Here is a 16,515-nt window from a genome sequence, read left to right as displayed (position 1 = left end):
ATTCTTATTTATTTTTTCTTGCGTTAGCAAGATTCGCAATCACGTCAAAAGCCCTTTTCATGGCTCCAACATCTGCCACGCCCTGACCCACGATGTCGTATGCAGTTCCATGGGATGGTGTGGTGTACAAAGTTTTCAGACCGCCCGTTAAAGTAACGCCCTCTGAAAAGCCTAACAGCTTCGTAGCAATCTGCCCCTGGTCGTGATACATGATCACCACAGCATCAAAATCGCCAGCACGCGCTTTTAAAAAGACGGTATCCGAGGGAAATGGACCTTCGCATGGCAGATTTTCAGCACGCAAACGATCCAAAGTGGGTCGAATAATTTCAATTTCTTCGCTACCAAATAAACCGCCTTCGCCATTGTGGGGGTTTAATGCAGCTACCCCAATGCGTGGCTGCGCCTTTCCAAGGCCGCGCATGGTTTCGTGTGCCAAACGCAATGCGCCCTCAATTCTTTCTGGCACAACCAAATCAACAGCCTGTCTAAGACTGACGTGGGAGGTAACCCTGAAAGTACAGAACAACTTAATTAAATTGACTTCACCATAATAGCCCTCATGGCCGTTCCATTTGGCAAACATCTCATGCTCATCCCGGTATTTCCAACCACCCTTGTTAAGTGCACCCTTATTCAGCGGCGCAAAACAAACTGCATCGATCTTGCCAGCATGCACCATGTCCGTCATTACTTTTAGAGTTTCACCAGTGAGACGGCCAGACTCAATAGAAGTTTCGCCACGCAGAATCTCCGCGGGGTTGATATTTTTTAAGTCAACCATCTGGATGCCAGGTTTTGACCAGTCGACCGCATCGGCGCTCTCGACAACATTCACAGTCAATTTAGTCTTGGCATCAGCCATGCCAAGCTCTAAGACCCTTAGATCCCCAACGACTAAAATTCTGGCTTTCTCATGCGTTAAAGGATCGGCAAGCAGTTTGACCGCAACCTCAGGACCAATACCCGTAACATCACCTAACATCAGGCCAATAATTGGCTTTTGACTCATTAAATCCCCTTTATTAATTGAATGTTCTAACGCTGGCTTGATAAAAGTAATAGCGTCTACATAGCGATAAATTTGCTCAGTATGAGCATACTAACTGATGAAACCAGCTTTATAAATAACATTTATTTATAACATTAGTCCTACAGGTTAATGATGCTTCAGTTGACGCACACCCCTACCTTAGGAGTCTTTCGGGCAAAGGGCCGTTATTTAAAAGCCATCACAATAATCAAGACACCAGAAATTAGCATCACCAACTCCATGAGTCGCAAAAATTGCCTCTCCGATAGCGTCAAAATAATTCTTTTGGAAAAAATAGACCCCACCAGCACTGATGATCCAATTAATAATCCCTGAATAATGGCAGTCGAATCCAATAAACCTAGACCATGAAATACGATCCCCTTTGCAAATAGAATGGATAGGGTGCTGGCGGCCTCAGTACCCAAAAAGGTGCCTTTGCTCAAGCCGTAAGCTAAAAAGAATGGGGTATTGATGGCCCCAGTAGTGGCGACAATGCCTGTGAGGTAGCCAATGAATGCGCCTACGAATGCCATGTGCCATAAGTGGAGTACAAAATTCTGCTGACGCATCCAGCGCCTAATGGGAATCAGCAAAATCAGAAAAGTACCCAGAATAACTTGAACCAATGTGGCATTCAGGGCCACGATAGTATTTGCCCCCAAGACAACCGCAGGGATAGCGGTCAAGCTATATACAAAGCAGACTCGCCAATCAATTAACCTCCACCATAAAAATATTCTGGAAACATTTGCAACAATAGAAATAATAGCCATCACCGGTATTGATTGCACTGGACCATAAAAATATACTAGGGCGGGCATCAAGATAATGGCCGTACCAAAACCAATCACCCCACCAAATATGCCGGCAAGAAGACCCAATACCCCCAGAACGGCGCTCGCTAAAATTAATTCAAACATAAGTCACTTTCGATCTACTAGGTATATTGGGCAAAAATTCTCCTAGAATATTACCCGTAAAAGTGACACCCTCTCGTGGACGCGGCAGTAATACAGCGCAGACCCAGGATCTGGGTCCACCTAGTCAGCACTGCGCCAAAATTAAGACTTGCGAATTAACAGGGTTGCAAGCTCATCTACCACTTCGGACCACTCTGAATCTTCTGCAGTTGCCTCGACTAAAAAGGCTTTTTGATCTGAGGTCCAAAATATGGCGTTGACCAATTGGGCATGGGGATTTAGTTGGTGACGCGCAATAAATCGATCCATGTGCGCTAGCTCGGAAGATAATCCTAATTGCTTAAACAGCTCTGCTAAGGTTGGTGTATTTTGACTCATATAACCCCCTTATTTATTTGACTATACCCAAGCATTGATTCTTGAGATCATTCGCACGAATAGAGTAGCAGTATGTTCTCTGACTATGCACCTGCGCAAGACAATAATTTTTACTATCGCTATCACGAACAGAATAGCAATAGCTTGCCTGTCGATGACTCATTGCAAGACAGTAATTTTTACTGTCTGAGTCTTTAATTGAGTAGCAGCTCGCAGCATCAGCAAAGGCCAATGAACTTCCCAACACAAAAAACCAAGGAATAAGGTATCTCACTTAATTCACCTCATTTATGTGAGACTCATCGAAATGGGCCCTATGAGGCTTTAAATGAGCCTCTAACTGCATCCATTTACGCTGCTGGGCGCGATACTCACAATCTTGCGCATGATTCTCTAGTAAACCAAATATCACTGTTGTGGGTATCTTGCACTCAGCCCATCGATAGGCGTATTGATGCTCTTCTATCTTTTTCTGAGGGTAGTCAATGTAAAAGGTCTTCATAAAGAATGTCCCTATTTATTGATGCGTAGAAATTGCTAAGCATTTAGCTAATGTCAGGTCATAACGCAAAATATGCATCTCAAACCAATAACCAATATAGCGAATCAAGCTATATAAATCACTATTGTTAGATGCCATTTGATTCAAGGTTTGAGATACCGTATCGAGCATATTTTCATGAGCTTCTTCGTGACCTGAAAAGTCCATACTTACTGCAATAGCTAGACGCTCTTCCGTTTTAAAGTGACTTACTAGCAGTTCATATAAGGCGTTACGCCTATCTTCTGGCATAGGAGATCGATCAAAACAATACTCCTTAAATCCCTCTAGGAATGCAAACAACTCATTGTGCTCATGGTCAATTTCAGGGATATTTACCCTAAGGGCCTGAGGAAGCATGGGATATTGATGCGCACTCACTAAAACCTCTTTAATAGTCCACTCCAAACTCTTAATCTACTCTCTTGAGACCGGCGACCTCATAGAGAAATACCATTAGAAATAGAATTAAATTTGCGGCACTGCACTATAAAATCTCCTATTGAATACACTATTGGCTTACCTCTACAGAAACTATTCATCATGATCAACACCAGTCGCCCAAGGCGCTCCGTACTCTATATGCCTGGGGCTAATACCAGAGCACTTGAAAAAGCTAAAACCCTATCTGCAGACTCGCTTATCTTAGATCTGGAGGATGCAGTCGCACCGGATGGAAAAGCAAAGGCACGAGAAAATATTCTTGCGGCACTAAATACTGGGTTTGGGCACCGCGAGGCGATAGTCAGGATTAATGGACTCAATACACAGTGGGGTTTAGAGGACTTAAAGGTTTTTGCCAATACTTCAGCAGATGCCATTCTATTGCCGAAGGTCGAGTCTGCAGCGCAAATAGAGGAAGTGGCAAGCCTTCTGATGAAATTCAATCCAGCAAACACGATGGCGATCTGGGCCATGATAGAAACCCCCATGGCGATCTTTAGGCTACAAGAAATTGCTAGCGCCCACCCTTTACTCGAAACTTTAGTATTGGGCACATCCGACTTGGTAAAAGATCTTCATGCTCGTCATACCTCCAATAGAGTGGAAACACAGACGGCGCTCTCGCTTTCCGTGCTGGCAGCTAGAGCCCATCAACTTTGCGTACTAGATGGGGTTCACCTCTCCTTGGATGACGCAGTAGGCCTTGAGCAGTCGTGCATACAAGGAAGGGATATGGGCTTTGATGGAAAAACTCTGATTCACCCAAACCAAATTGCAATTGCCAATCAAATCTTTGGGCCCTCACCTGAAGAGATTGAGGAGGCTAAGGAAAGAATGAATGCTTATGATGCAGCTATTAGCTCAGGTGCTGGTATTGCAGTTCTTAATGGCAAGCTAATTGAAGAATTGCACATTCAAGATGCCAAGAGAATTTTAGCCCTCGCAAATGCTATTGAAGCTTTCTTAAAGACGAATTAGGTCATTTAACGCATTGAGTATGCGCAGGTATTTACCGCCATAAAAAGGCAGTGAGACTAAGAACCCGATGCTAATAATGTACAAGGAAAGCATTTTTCTCTGTTCTTCAGAGTAATGCTTTCTGAGGTATTTAAATTCATATAAAACCCGCCGAACCAGGCGATATAAAAACTCAAATAGCACCAATAAAAGCAGCAGAACGACCAACCAAGAATAAGGTAATTCTGAGATAAAAATTAAGAAACCGTCCATGTATTACCTTTTCACAAGCTACGTATTGCTACTTGACTGCTTTAAACCAAGCAAGGCCATCCTCTGTTTTCCCACGAGGTCGATATTCACAGCCCACCCACCCTTGATATCCAGATTCATCTAGCAATTGATAAATGGCTGAGTAATTCACCTCACCATCATCGGGTTCATTTCTTTTGGGAACGCTGGCAATCTGTGTGTGCCCAATCGTATCGAAATACTTTTTGAAGGTATGAGTTAAATCACCTTCCATAATCTGAGCATGATAAAAATCCATCTGCACCTTCACGTTGGGCTCGCCCGACTCAATGCGCAGCTCATGTGCCTGGTCTTGTTTGCTCAGAAAGTAGCCCGGCATGTCTCGAGTATTAATAGGCTCTATCAATAAGGTCAAGCCATACTTTGCCAACTCGTGAGCTGCATATTTTAGATTCGCTAGATAGGTTCTTCGGTACGGATGCATATCGACACCTGCAGGGACAATACCCGCCATCATATGAAGCTGAGTACTACCTAGCGCGAGTGCATATTCAATTGCTTTAGCAACACCCGCTTTGAATTCGTCTTCCCTGCCAGGCAAAGACGCAATACCACGCTCACCTGCCGCCCAATCACCTGGGGGTAAATTGAACAACACGTTTTGGACTTTGGCATCAAGATGCCATTTCTGAACATCTTCCACAGGGTAATCATAGGGAAATAAAAATTCTACGCCCTTAAATCCAGCTGCCGCAGCAGCAGCAAAGCGCTCAGGAAATGGATACTCGTTAAACATCATAGTGAGGTTTGCAGCAAACTTCGGCATGAAAATACTCCTAATTAGATACCCAACGCTTGGGTCGTCCCGAGCAATAACTACAGTTTATCAATCACTACTAAAATCCGTTTCACTATCCTCAAATCGAATCCATTAAAACAGGGAATTTTCAGTAGAATAGCGTTATGCGTACTTTTGGCCTCACTTCTATTCTACCGCTCTTATTTTGGCTTACGCAGCCTCTACTAAGTTGGGGAATTGATTTGCAGCCCAATGATGTCGTTGCTCCGCAGCCAGATAAAAACTATCTAATGGTGAGTTACGTAAACAATCAGAATACGAACTACTTCAAGAATGGCTCGGCAGTAAGCGCTGCGCCCTATGGCAGCCCAGTTATTAATAGCAATGCCATCAATCTACGCGGCAGTAGAACTTATTCTATTTAAGAGCTTCCCGCCGTGACTTATCTACAGCTCCCATACACCACAGTTCAGCCCGCAGGCTCTCTTGCTGGATACCCAGCCGATAGCGGTATTGGCGATCTCACACTGGCAACTGCCATTTGGCCGTACTCGAATCGCGCGACTCGAACATACTTGGGAATTGCGGGCTATTTCATTGCACCAACTGGCAGCTATTCAAATCAACGCGCTTTTAATGTCAGTGAGAATCGCTACAAAAGCGATCTACAAATAGGCTTTCAAAAACCGATCACCAGTAGCATTGATGGAGTGATCGCCGTTGATACGATGTGGTTTGGAGGAAATAGTCAGTGTGCGGCAGCTTGTGCATCTACCGTGAATGTCCCACTGACACAAAAGCCCCTCACCACAACTCAACTTGGGCCTGTATACAACATCAATCAAATCTTTACTATCGGCGCTTCTTATTTCTATGTAGCCGGTGGTGCGACTGCAATTAATAATGTTTACCAAAATAATGTCGTCAATACTCAACGATTTTTATTGAGCGGGCTTGCTCATACATCTATTGGGAGATTTTCACTCCAGTATGGTCGCGATATGGAAATCAAGAATGGCTTCTACCAACCCCGCGTACTGGCTCTGCGCTTTACTAGGGAATTTTGACTAGGGGCTCTGAAATGAAAAACTGCCCGAAGGCAGTCTCTCATTAAACACGGCAATACCTCTAGAAGCTAGATCATGCCAAACTGAGGTTCTCTTTATAAAGAGGAAAATTTCGAACAGGCCTACCAATAGCAGCTGAAATAGCATTGGCAACGGCCGGACCAACAACGCAAATCGTTGGTTCTCCAACACCACCCCAGAAGTCATAGGTTGGCACCAACACGACTTCAACCCGCGGGCTTGATGATAATTTCAACAAGGGATAGGAATCGAGATTCTGCTGCTTAATACGTCCATTCTCCACTGAAATCTCTGGATTAAAGATTGCACCCAAAGCCATCACCACAGAGCCTTCAATCTGTTCACGAGTCAAATAGGGATTAACGACGTGTCCAGAATTGAGTGCAAATACCAAACGCTCGATGTTGACAATATTACCCTTTACCGACACTTCTGCAACACAAGCAGAGTAGCTGGCATAACCCATAAACTGGGCAATGCCACGATGAACACCAGGCGCTGTCGGCTTACCCCAATTGCCCTTCTTCGCTGCAGCATTTAGTACTCCTAAATGCTTGGGATGGTTTTGCATTAGCACTTGGCGGAACTGTAATGGATCTTTATTGGCTGCTTTGGCACACTCATCCATAAAGCACTCCATAAAGATGCCGTTCTGATTCGTGTTAACACCTCGCCATGAACCAACTGGTACATGTGAATTTTTCATCACATACTCAGTCAACAAGCTTGGGAACTTGTAGCCTAATTGAGCATCTGGCCCACTTTCATAAAAACCTTGCAACTGACGCTCATCTTTACCATTTTTAATCGCCATCGGCGCAGCTAGTGCATTAATAGACTGACCTGCCACTTTGATATGCATACCCGTGACATTGCCTGCAGAATCTAAACCAGCCGTCATCTTCGCCATCGCTATTGGATGGTAAAAGTCATGCGTCATATCCTCTTCGCGACTCCATATGACCTTTACTGGAACACCCGGAAACTGTTGCGCTACTTTAGCCGCGTAGGTCACAAAATCTTGAGTAGATCCACGACGACCTAAACCAGTGCCAGAGTCTAATTTATAAACTTCGCACTTGTCTAATGGAAATCCTGTTGCTTCTGAGAGCGCAGCGTGCGAGCCCTCGCCATTCTGCGTTGGCACCCAAGCCTCCACACGATCACCAGTTACCTTGACGGTGGCGTTCATCGGCTCCATATTGACGTGCGCACGAAATGGTGTGAAATAAATGGCTTCTACTTTTTTAGCGGATCCAGAGATGGCGGCAGGAGCATCGCCCTCTTTGCGTTGCCAAAAATCGCCTTGCTCATCTAAGCCGTCACGCAATGCTTTATTGATATCGGCCTGTGAAACATTGGCATTCTTACCTTCATCCCACACAATCGGCAACACATCCAGAGCAGTCTTGGCACGCCACCATGTATCAGCAACTACAGCAACGGTAAAGTCATTGACCCTAACAACACCCTTAACTCCACGCAAGCCTTTAACTTTAGCCTCATCATAACTAACCAACTTGCCACCAAATACAGGGCAAGCTTTAACAGCGGCACAGAGCATACCCGGTAACTGCAAATCTACTCCGAATACTTTAGTGCCGTTCACTTTATTGACCGTATCGAAACGAGCATAAGGCTGCCCTGCCACCTTCCAAGTTCTAGGATCTTTTAAGGTAATCGACTTTGGATCAGGAGGCGTTAATGTAGAGGCAAGTTCAGCCACTTTTCCATAAGTAGTTTGACGACCGGTTGGCACATGAGTAATGACGCCCTTGTCGACTTTTAATTCGCTGACCGGAACATTCCAGTTATTTGCAGCAGCATGTACTAGCATGATGCGAGCAGCTGCAGCGCCACGACGAACATAATCCTCGGAGGTGCGAATACCGCGACTACCACCAGTACCATGCTCACCCCAAACGCGCTTGCGAGTTAGGCTATGGCCAGGTGTTGGAGATTCAGTTGTTACTTTTTTCCAATTGCACTCTAACTCCTCGGCAACCAATTGAGCCAAACCAGTACGAGTACCTTGACCCATCTCTGAGCGAACAATTCTAATGACCACTGTTTCATCAGGCTTAATACTGACCCAAGCATTCACTTCCGGATCGCCAAATTTCATTGGAGTGTTGGTGTCATACGCACTATTGGCTTGTGCAAAAGCAAGCTCAGGCAAGGCGCCAAGCCCAAGCATCAAGCCACCGCCAATTAGAGAGCCCTTAATAATAAAATCTCGACGCGAGATATTAGCTGGCATATTGTTATTTTCGATATTGTTAGTCATTACGCTCCCCTTATCCACGTGTTTTAGTTGAGGCATCGTACTGCGCAAGAACATCCTCTAGCTTTTTCTGACCAGAAGCTACATGAATACCATCTCGCACTTTTTGGTAAGTTCCGCAACGGCAGACATTGGTCATCGCATTATCAATATCAGCATCTGTTGGCTTCGGAATTCTCTTAAGCAAGGCCGCCGCAGCCATCACTTGACCAGATTGGCAATATCCGCACTGTGGCACGTCCAACGCAATCCATGCCTTTTGAACCGGATGTGAGTTGTCTTTAGATAATGCCTCGACAGTCACGATCTTCATGCCGCCTACTGCTGATACTGGAATAGAGCATGAGCGAACAGGCTCACCATTCATGTACACAGTACAAGCGCCACACTGAGCAACTCCACAGCCATACTTAGTACCAGTCAACCCAACGATCTCACGAATTGCCCATAACAAAGGCATATTAGGTTCAACATCAATATTGTGAACCTGCCCATTAACTGTTAATTGCATTGCCATCTCCTTTTATTATCTACCGCTAGTATTTTGAAACTCATCTTCATTGTTGAGGCTCTTGAACAAAACAAATATCCGGCAACAATGAAAACTCGGAGGTCGTCATTGGCTCAGCAATAATAATTAAACTTAACATCGTAAACAGGATCATCAACACTGTTTGCGGCAATGTGACTAGACTTACAGCACGAGTAGCATGAGCAACTTTCAAAGTTAGCCCGTGACTCACTACCAGTGCGATAACGTGCCCAATGACAATAGAGCTTACTGCTAAATACCAGGTTGTACCAGCATCAATAATCCCAATATTAGGTCGATATGCAGCAGTTCCAAAGAGATCCCAACCCAAACTCAAAGGATCAGATATTAAAAAGAAGATATTCTGACCCTGAATTATCAGACTTGAAAAACCATGAGCAATCAGATAAGCCACAGCAATCGGAATTAAGGACCCGGCAAATATATTAGCCAAAATTGAGGGGCTTGCTAGTGAAAATAAACGACTCGAGAGCGAGCAAGAAAAATAATAAAGACCTGCAAAAAACGCCCAAACCAATAGCAAGCCGATTGTTCCAGAGAGATATGAACTCGAAGCAACCCAGCCCAATCCAAGATACTGAAGTAAGCCAAGAAAAATATTCCATACTTGACTGCCGTGCAAGCCGTCAAACAAGACAATCGATAACATAGCGATGATGAATGCTGCAAATCCATTGACCCCACGCCATACAGCAAGCTCTTGCACGATTCCCGCACCTGGAAGACGCAGGCAGATTGCGCGATCTTGCTTTATATAAGCAAAAATGCCGAATTGGCCCAACATGGAGAAGTACACAGCGAAAACATCGCCACGACTTTGCCAAACTGACTTGCCAAAAAGAAACATGCCGCAAAGATTTAAAAAGGTCCAGATCAAGGCAATCGTTGTCACTCTAGCGGGAACATAAGCAATCGGATACACCACCTCCATCCAGCTCCATGCCAATAAAAGCGCAGTAGCAAGATAGAGTCCGAGCCATTTAGGATATTGATAGCCAGCGTATTCATTGCCTTTCTTAAACCCCAGCTTCTGCAAAATGAACTGGATAAGATCAAAGAGGCTTAGCCACGGATTGAGTAAGGGCCAAAAATTACCCAGCATTGCTATTGCCATTGAACAACCCAGCCACCAATTAATCCAAATAAAATTTGTAGCTAAATTTAATAGCGGGTTTCCAGAACCCCAAAAACCTGCCGCTAATACTAAACAGGAAAAAAGCAGGCTTATACTTCGAACCAATAGAACACCAATGCCCATTAACCGACTAAAGGGAATTGAAATTTGGACGGCTGATCGGAAGCGAAGATTTGACCAATATTTCTCGCCTATCAACAACAATAGAAATGACAGACCAACCACCAAACCGCCGCCAACGATAAAAAACTCTAGTGGAATTGGTAAGTCATAGCGCTCATCAAAGCTATGCGCATTCGCAACACCTGAGGCGAGAATAAAAATAATGAATGAACAGAAATTAAACACGAGACCTACTTAGGAAAAACTTCGAAGAGAGCTAAGCTGTCCTCATGATGAATACCTAGCCCTCGCTCACTCTCAGGATGCCACTCGACACGGTAGCGACCGGAAGCAAAAGCCTTAAATGAATACACCTTCTTAACGCCAGCTTTAATGGTTAAATCAATTTGATAAGCATGGATATGCAGCTCGCCATCCGAATTGCTCTCAATTCTCCACGTGATTTGATCATCCTTTTGCACCCGCATTAATCTATCGGCGGATGGGATGACGCCATTTTTGATATTGATATTAAATACTCTAGCCTCAGCTTGCGCATGAGAGACTAGAGCAAACAACAAAAAGGGGAGGAGGCATCTCTGTAGAATTTTTCTCATCTTCAGAGATGGCAACCACCCCAAAACATCACTTAACAGCCGCATTCCAATTTGCAATGTCGCGCGCTGGTCCTGTTACAGAAAGAATATGCATACCCGTGTTTGCTCTATCAACAATATAGATATATCCACGCTCATCAACATCAACGTTGTTGGTTTGGATTACCTTGCGATTAGAAGCCTCAGTAAAGGGTAGTTTGCCTCTTTGACTTGCTGGGGTTTCTAGCACTACAGTATTTTTATTCATGGCCGGTACAAAGTAACCAACTTCTTTTGGCGAGAATGGGTCACGAACATCCAATGCGCGAACACCGGCATTGAAGTAAGTAATGAACATTAACTTTTTATAGAAAACGTCAGTCATATTCTCGTTTGAAGAATGGGTACCAAAGCGACCGCCTTTACTACAGTAGCCCTCTTTCTTCTCTGGAAGTCCCCAGTTTGAAACGCCAAATGGATGTTTTTCATTGGTTGCATCAACCACCCAAACCATTTGACGACCTTCTAAACATTCTTTTTGGATGGCCTCATTAGTAACAACAATGAAATCGCGCTTCGCTCCGAGTAGATTCTTGGAGAACTCGGGAATTTCCACGCCAAGCAATGGGAAAGTCGTATGCGCACCATTCATCGTTGGCATATAAGTGCGAGAAACTTCCGGATAGAGGAGGTTTTCTGGCGTAGGGTCTTTCGGTCCGTTCAACAACTTTTCACGGTCTACGATCTGAATTACTCCGTTGCCATTAGTACCATAACCAAAATACACTCGATTGCCCTTTGGACCTGTCGATATTGCGCCATGCAAATCTACTGGTACCGCACCTGAGGAGCCTGGCTGTTGGCCAACTAAGCCAAAATCACGGATGAAAACAGGTTTAGCAGGATCAGACAAGTCATAAATCTGAGTCATGCGATTGGTGCGCCACTGGGGATTACCTGAAACTAAATAGGCAATGCCGGTGTCACATTCCCAAAAGTTTTTATGTGTGCCATTCAAGCCTTTAGCAATCGTAGTCAATAACGTAGGATTTTCTGGTGTTGAAACGTCCCAAATCTCGTGCGCTTGATTTCCAAAAGTCCTCAGCATATAAAATTTGCTCTTATCTGCTTTTGGCAAAGTGGCGCCACTACATACGCGAACCATCTGACTGCCGCCCTGCTCGGCCTTACCGACATCACCTGGCACGTGGTAAAGGTATTTAGGGTGCTTAACATCGGTTACATCAATAATAGATGTCCCGTTATCTTCCATTTTTCCATTGAGGGGGTTTAGTTTATTGTCCCCATGGTGCCCAACATAAGCAATCCAACGATCGCCTTGCTTTTGAATAGTGGGTTGATAGGCAGTGCGTCCTTGCAGATCGCTGTAACCCTCTAGCTTCATGTTCTTGGCTTTATCGACGCCCTGCGCGTTTACCGCACCAACTAGAAGAAGTGCAGTTGCACCTAGCAATGCTAATTTAGACTTCATCAAACTCATATTGTCTCCATTCTTTTTTAGAATTATTTTGCAGTGCACAAAATAACTTGTCTCGGATATTTAAACTCTTGTTTAATTTCCTCTGACTTTACACAATTTTCAATTAAATTTAAATAAATATTTACCAGTACCGATGGGGGAGGTTTTCTCGGAATAAATCAGCATTCCAGGGGGTTAATTCATGCACCCCCTAAGATCAAACCCCTAAAAGCGCCTTTATTTGCTATTCTGGAGAATCAATAAAGGAATTGCCATGACTAACGAAGATCAAACCCAAAACGACGAAGACTTCGACTACGGGTGCGAGTGCGCAATGACCCTTCTAAATGAGCCTACAGAAGATTGCCTCAATGATCTGATGGACGAACTCGATGAAGACGGCATGATTGCAACCGAGGTTGTCTATGGCCTGCTAGCAACCATCCTCATGAGTATGACCTCAGAAGATGATGAGGAAGAAGAGCATTAATCGCAGACAGATTGCTAGACCTGTCGAGCAAACGCATCCATCGCATTTGCCATGGCAAGGTCTAGTTCGGTGATTCCATGGAGTGAGTGAGTGCTAAGAGACACATTCACTATGTTCCAGGCATTTGACCAATCCGGATGATGATTGTTCTCTTCTGCGTACTGAGCGGAGAGCTTCATAAACTCGAAAGCAGCTTTAAAATTCTGAAACGCAAATTCTCGCGAGATCGCCTTTAAATCAGGGCTCACATGCCACTCAGGTAGCCTCCTCTGAATATCAACCCTATCTGATAGCAACTTCTGCTCAGGCATGATCCGCCTCAACGCTTCTAGAGAGCATTTTTAACTCATCCGCATACAACCAACGCCATTGACCTTCCGCCAAATCAGCGGGCATTCTATATTGACCAATCTCGGTGCGATGCAGTCTTGCAACGTGATTTCCCACAGCGGCCATCATGCGCTTTACTTGATGGTAGCGCCCCTCAACAATAGTCATTGCTAATGTATTCTCAGTTAACTGTTTGCAGGCTACCGCTTGGCAGGGCCGAGGATCATCATCCAGCACAACGCCTTTTAAAAGATGCTCTATTTGCTTTGAGGTGATGGGCTCAGAAGTCGTAATTTCATAGACCTTGCCAATGTTTTTCTTGGGCGTAGTCATCTTGTGAATAAACTGACCGTCATCAGAAATTAAAAGCAATCCAGTAGTGTCATAGTCCAAGCGCCCTACGCACTGCAAGCCGCGCTCGACAAATGGACGAGGCAGCAAACTATAGACGCTAGGATGATGAGAAGTTTTATGCGAGCACTCATAATTTGCGGGTTTATTAAAAGCGATATACGCTTTTTCATGGAATTCCCAATCCTGACCTTCTACATTTAAAACGAGGCCTTCGGTCAAGATGCGTTCTTCGGGGTCTTCGGCTACAACACCATTGATTTTGACTAAATCAGCATAGACTAAATCGCTGCAATACCGCCTGGTGCCAAAGCCTTGGCTAAAGAGAATTTTTTCTAAGGAGACTGGTTTTGCCATATATTTCAGTGAGAATACTATAGAGTTTTACGCAATTTGCAGTTGCTGCCGCTTGAATCATTATCATTGCTATTTACTTCTTTAGAATGAGTGAACACCTATACCAATGCTTTCTACTCCAACAACGCGCACCCCACTGCACACACGCGAAATTACCTTTTCGGGATATGCACGAGAAGATGGACTCTGGGATATCGAGGCGCACCTCAAAGATACAAAAGCATACCCCTTTACCACCGGTGGAGTAACTTGGGCTCCGGGCGACGCCGTACATGATATGTGGCTACGCTTAACCTTAAATAGCGAGTTCATCATTCAGGCTATTGAAGTATCGATGGATAAGCATCCTCACCCTGAATGTCCCCAAGTTATTCCGCCGATGGATGCCCTAATTGGAGCCCGCCTTGGTAAAGGGTGGCGAAAAGTAATTGATCTCCATTTGGGAGGGCTTAAAGGATGCACCCATTTACGCGAACTACTGGCTAATATTGGAACAGCGGCATACCAATCTATTCCAGGCGCACTACTTGATAAGGATGAAAATAAGCCGCCACTCTATTTGGGCCAATGCAAAGCTTGGGACTTCAATGGCACAGCAGTGATGCGCCATTTTCCCAAGTTCTACAAATGGAAATCAGAATAACAACAATCAAACAATCATTGCTGCACTGGGCGCAAGCCGTTGTAACTGAAAACTTGCGCGCCAAAACGTGACGTCAACAAACCAATAAACGCAGAAATTTCTGGCAGCCCCGGCTCTTTACACCATAAAGAGTACCTAGTTGCCAACTCAAACTCAGCAGGAAAAGGACCAACTAAGGTATTTCGATCTGCCTGAATGACTTCACTCATTTGTGTAACGCCCAGCTCAACTTTTTTAGCTAAAACAAGTTTCATGGTTTCTACACCATCGCTGGCAAGAATAGCTTTCTCCATTACCTGCTTCTCGATACCCAATTTTTTAATCATCTCCTGAAAATGCAAGCCTACAGTTGCGCCATTGGCTGGATTAGAGAATGCAATCGACTTTGCACTAAGCAAAGTATTGACTAGCTCATTGGTATTGGAAATTGAAGGCTTGGCTGGATTTGAAGATGCCAACGCACCAAGTGTATCCGCCAATGGAATTTGCGCCTGCCCTTTCAGAGCGCCTGACTTTAAGGCGCTATTAATACGCACCTGCGTTGTGATCAAGCAAGTACTCTTTGGGTCCTCAAAGAATTTTTTCTCAGCAGCCCCAGCAGTATCAAAATTATTCACAATATGACTACCGGAATTAGTTTGATTAAATAACTGAGATAACTCAATCAATGGCACCTTAGCACCAGCGGCCGAATAAAATCGATACTCAGCTGCATGAGTGCTCAATGAGAAAAAAATCAGGGTAATGAACAACGAGCGTAGGGACAGTATCATTTTTAAAAACTTCCGCGATGAATCTTCATGGGGGCACTAGCCTGCTGAACAGGCATCACTTCCAACACATTGATGTTCATATGACTAGGTAAGGTTGCTGACCAAAAAATAGCCTCCGCAATATCATCCGCAGTAAGCGCATGAACACCAGCATAGACGCTCTCGACTTTATTATCATCACCCTTAAAGCGCACATTAGAAAACTCAGTACCGCCAGACATTCCTGGCTCAATACACGTAACACGAACCGGAGTACCGCTAAGGTCAGCACGTAAGTTCAAACTAAACTGCTTTACAAAGGCCTTCGTACCGCCATAGACGTTGCCGCCGGGATAGGGGTAATTTGCTGCAACCGAACCGATATTAATCACATGGCCACGTTTACGATCAACCATGCCAGGTAAAAAAGCACGCGTCATATGTACCAGTCCTTTGATATTGGTATCAATCATACGATCCCAATCCGAAAGTACCGCCTGATGAGCCGGTTCTAGGCCTAGCGCGAGACCTGCGTTATTTACCAAAACACTCACTTGAGCAAATTCTGCTGGTAAGCTAGCGGCTAACTGGTCAACCCTTGCGCTGTCACAAACATCGAGCGCTAAGAGCAATAATTTTTTCTGTTGCTCAGGAGGCAATGCTGACTTTAAAGCCTCAAGACGCTCCATTCTTCGACCTAGCGCAATGACTTTATGGCCATGAGCTAAAAAGCGACGGGCGGCTGCCTCACCAAAACCAGCAGTTGCGCCAGTAACTAATGCAGTATGTTCCATATATTCCTCTTCCTGTCTTCGTCATTTAATATTACCGCCTATATGCGATTCGTGTACGTCATTCTACTAACCCTACTGCTTAGCACTATGCGGCTATGCTGGGCTAACGATACTGCGGACTTAATAATTCATTCAGATCTAAAAAATGTCTCTCAAGATCATACTGAAGATCACATTCTAGAATTCTGGGGATATCATAATTACCAAGGATCTGAAAACTACAGCGATACCCT

21 protein-coding genes are annotated in these 16,515 nt (G+C 44.6%); 6 read left to right on the top strand and 15 right to left on the bottom strand.

What is annotated here, in order from left to right; genetic code table 11:
- Positions 1-4: 4 nt before the first annotated feature.
- From ICN46_RS10080 to ICN46_RS10070, 3 genes are all read right to left on the bottom strand, one after another.
- Positions 5-1,012 carry a 4-hydroxythreonine-4-phosphate dehydrogenase PdxA gene (locus tag ICN46_RS10080; RefSeq protein WP_216208222.1) on the bottom strand — a complete coding sequence of 336 codons (1,008 nt, stop codon included), beginning with the start codon at positions 1,010-1,012 and terminating at the stop codon, positions 5-7.
- Between the two features lie 206 nt (positions 1,013-1,218).
- A complete protein-coding gene (locus tag ICN46_RS10075) occupies positions 1,219-1,956 on the bottom strand; it encodes a sulfite exporter TauE/SafE family protein (RefSeq protein ID WP_216208219.1) in 738 nt (245 codons plus the stop codon).
- 141 nt (positions 1,957-2,097) lie between these two features.
- Entirely contained in the window at positions 2,098-2,334 is a 237-nt protein-coding gene (locus ICN46_RS10070) for a DUF2789 family protein (protein WP_216208216.1), read from the bottom strand.
- Positions 2,335-2,406: 72 nt separating this feature from the next.
- On the opposite strand from ICN46_RS10070, the gene ICN46_RS12030 reads away from it, so the two are divergent.
- Positions 2,407-2,532, top strand: coding sequence for a hypothetical protein (locus ICN46_RS12030; RefSeq protein ID WP_255538834.1), 126 nt, complete (start codon positions 2,407-2,409; stop codon positions 2,530-2,532).
- 76 nt (positions 2,533-2,608) lie between these two features.
- Here ICN46_RS12030 and ICN46_RS10065 read toward each other — a convergent pair whose 3' ends face one another.
- On the bottom strand, positions 2,609-2,836 hold the full coding sequence (locus tag ICN46_RS10065) for a hypothetical protein (protein WP_216208212.1): 228 nt from the start codon (positions 2,834-2,836) through the stop codon (positions 2,609-2,611).
- 15 nt (positions 2,837-2,851) lie between these two features.
- Positions 2,852-3,283 carry a hemerythrin domain-containing protein gene (locus tag ICN46_RS10060; RefSeq protein WP_216208210.1) on the bottom strand — a complete coding sequence of 144 codons (432 nt, stop codon included), beginning with the start codon at positions 3,281-3,283 and terminating at the stop codon, positions 2,852-2,854.
- Between the two features lie 135 nt (positions 3,284-3,418).
- Here ICN46_RS10060 and ICN46_RS10055 point away from each other — a divergent pair, with 135 nt between their 5' ends.
- Entirely contained in the window at positions 3,419-4,297 is an 879-nt protein-coding gene (locus ICN46_RS10055; protein ID WP_216208206.1) for an HpcH/HpaI aldolase/citrate lyase family protein, read from the top strand.
- A gap of 280 nt (positions 4,298-4,577) precedes the next feature.
- Here ICN46_RS10055 and otnI read toward each other — a convergent pair whose 3' ends face one another.
- A complete protein-coding gene (gene otnI / locus ICN46_RS10050) occupies positions 4,578-5,354 on the bottom strand; it encodes a 2-oxo-tetronate isomerase (RefSeq protein ID WP_216208203.1) in 777 nt (258 codons plus the stop codon).
- A 137-nt stretch (positions 5,355-5,491) separates the two neighbouring features.
- Between otnI and ICN46_RS10045 the strand changes: the two genes are divergently transcribed.
- On the top strand, positions 5,492-5,752 hold the full coding sequence (locus tag ICN46_RS10045; RefSeq protein WP_216208200.1) for a hypothetical protein: 261 nt from the start codon (positions 5,492-5,494) through the stop codon (positions 5,750-5,752).
- A 12-nt stretch (positions 5,753-5,764) separates the two neighbouring features.
- Positions 5,765-6,394, top strand: a complete 630-nt coding sequence (locus tag ICN46_RS10040) for a transporter (protein ID WP_216208198.1) — start codon at positions 5,765-5,767, stop codon at positions 6,392-6,394.
- 73 nt (positions 6,395-6,467) lie between these two features.
- Here ICN46_RS10040 and ICN46_RS10035 read toward each other — a convergent pair whose 3' ends face one another.
- Genes ICN46_RS10035 through ICN46_RS10015 form a run of 5 tightly spaced genes read right to left on the bottom strand, consistent with a single transcriptional unit; the run spans position 6,468 to position 12,586 of the window.
- The gene (locus ICN46_RS10035; protein ID WP_216208194.1) at positions 6,468-8,702 is read right to left on the bottom strand and encodes a xanthine dehydrogenase family protein molybdopterin-binding subunit; all 2,235 of its coding nucleotides are present in this window, start codon (positions 8,700-8,702) and stop codon (positions 6,468-6,470) included.
- A 10-nt stretch (positions 8,703-8,712) separates the two neighbouring features.
- Positions 8,713-9,216 carry a (2Fe-2S)-binding protein gene (locus ICN46_RS10030; RefSeq protein WP_370625532.1) on the bottom strand — a complete coding sequence of 168 codons (504 nt, stop codon included), beginning with the start codon at positions 9,214-9,216 and terminating at the stop codon, positions 8,713-8,715.
- 40 nt (positions 9,217-9,256) lie between these two features.
- On the bottom strand, positions 9,257-10,735 hold the full coding sequence (locus ICN46_RS10025) for a hypothetical protein (protein WP_216208187.1): 1,479 nt from the start codon (positions 10,733-10,735) through the stop codon (positions 9,257-9,259).
- A 5-nt stretch (positions 10,736-10,740) separates the two neighbouring features.
- Positions 10,741-11,151 (bottom strand): cupredoxin domain-containing protein, encoded by a 411-nt coding sequence (locus ICN46_RS10020; RefSeq protein WP_216208186.1) that lies wholly within the window; start codon positions 11,149-11,151, stop codon positions 10,741-10,743.
- Positions 11,135-12,586 carry an LVIVD repeat-containing protein gene (locus ICN46_RS10015; RefSeq protein ID WP_216208182.1) on the bottom strand — a complete coding sequence of 484 codons (1,452 nt, stop codon included), beginning with the start codon at positions 12,584-12,586 and terminating at the stop codon, positions 11,135-11,137. Before ICN46_RS10015 ends, ICN46_RS10020 begins: the two co-directional genes overlap by 17 nt.
- 253 nt (positions 12,587-12,839) lie before the next feature.
- Here ICN46_RS10015 and ICN46_RS10010 point away from each other — a divergent pair, with 253 nt between their 5' ends.
- Positions 12,840-13,055 (top strand): hypothetical protein, encoded by a 216-nt coding sequence (locus ICN46_RS10010; protein WP_216208178.1) that lies wholly within the window; start codon positions 12,840-12,842, stop codon positions 13,053-13,055.
- A 14-nt stretch (positions 13,056-13,069) separates the two neighbouring features.
- On the opposite strand, the gene ICN46_RS10005 is transcribed toward ICN46_RS10010, so the two are convergent.
- Entirely contained in the window at positions 13,070-13,366 is a 297-nt protein-coding gene (locus ICN46_RS10005; RefSeq protein ID WP_216208175.1) for a 4a-hydroxytetrahydrobiopterin dehydratase, read from the bottom strand.
- Positions 13,359-14,093, bottom strand: a complete 735-nt coding sequence (locus ICN46_RS10000) for a pseudouridine synthase (RefSeq protein WP_216208171.1) — start codon at positions 14,091-14,093, stop codon at positions 13,359-13,361. Before ICN46_RS10000 ends, ICN46_RS10005 begins: the two co-directional genes overlap by 8 nt.
- A 106-nt stretch (positions 14,094-14,199) precedes the next feature.
- Between ICN46_RS10000 and ICN46_RS09995 the strand changes: the two genes are divergently transcribed.
- Positions 14,200-14,736 (top strand): DUF2889 domain-containing protein, encoded by a 537-nt coding sequence (locus tag ICN46_RS09995; protein WP_216208168.1) that lies wholly within the window; start codon positions 14,200-14,202, stop codon positions 14,734-14,736.
- 14 nt (positions 14,737-14,750) lie between these two features.
- Here ICN46_RS09995 and ICN46_RS09990 read toward each other — a convergent pair whose 3' ends face one another.
- The gene (locus ICN46_RS09990; RefSeq protein ID WP_216208166.1) at positions 14,751-15,509 is read right to left on the bottom strand and encodes a molybdate ABC transporter substrate-binding protein; all 759 of its coding nucleotides are present in this window, start codon (positions 15,507-15,509) and stop codon (positions 14,751-14,753) included.
- A gap of 2 nt (positions 15,510-15,511) precedes the next feature.
- Positions 15,512-16,282 carry an SDR family NAD(P)-dependent oxidoreductase gene (locus ICN46_RS09985; RefSeq protein ID WP_216208164.1) on the bottom strand — a complete coding sequence of 257 codons (771 nt, stop codon included), beginning with the start codon at positions 16,280-16,282 and terminating at the stop codon, positions 15,512-15,514.
- Between the last annotated feature and the right edge of the window lie 233 nt (positions 16,283-16,515).

It is taken from the genome of Polynucleobacter sp. Latsch14-2, assembly GCF_018881925.1.
GTDB lineage: Bacteria > Pseudomonadota > Gammaproteobacteria > Burkholderiales > Burkholderiaceae > Polynucleobacter.
The sequence above is the reverse complement of the archived record's forward strand: the minus strand, read 5'-3'. Positions and strand labels throughout refer to the sequence as shown.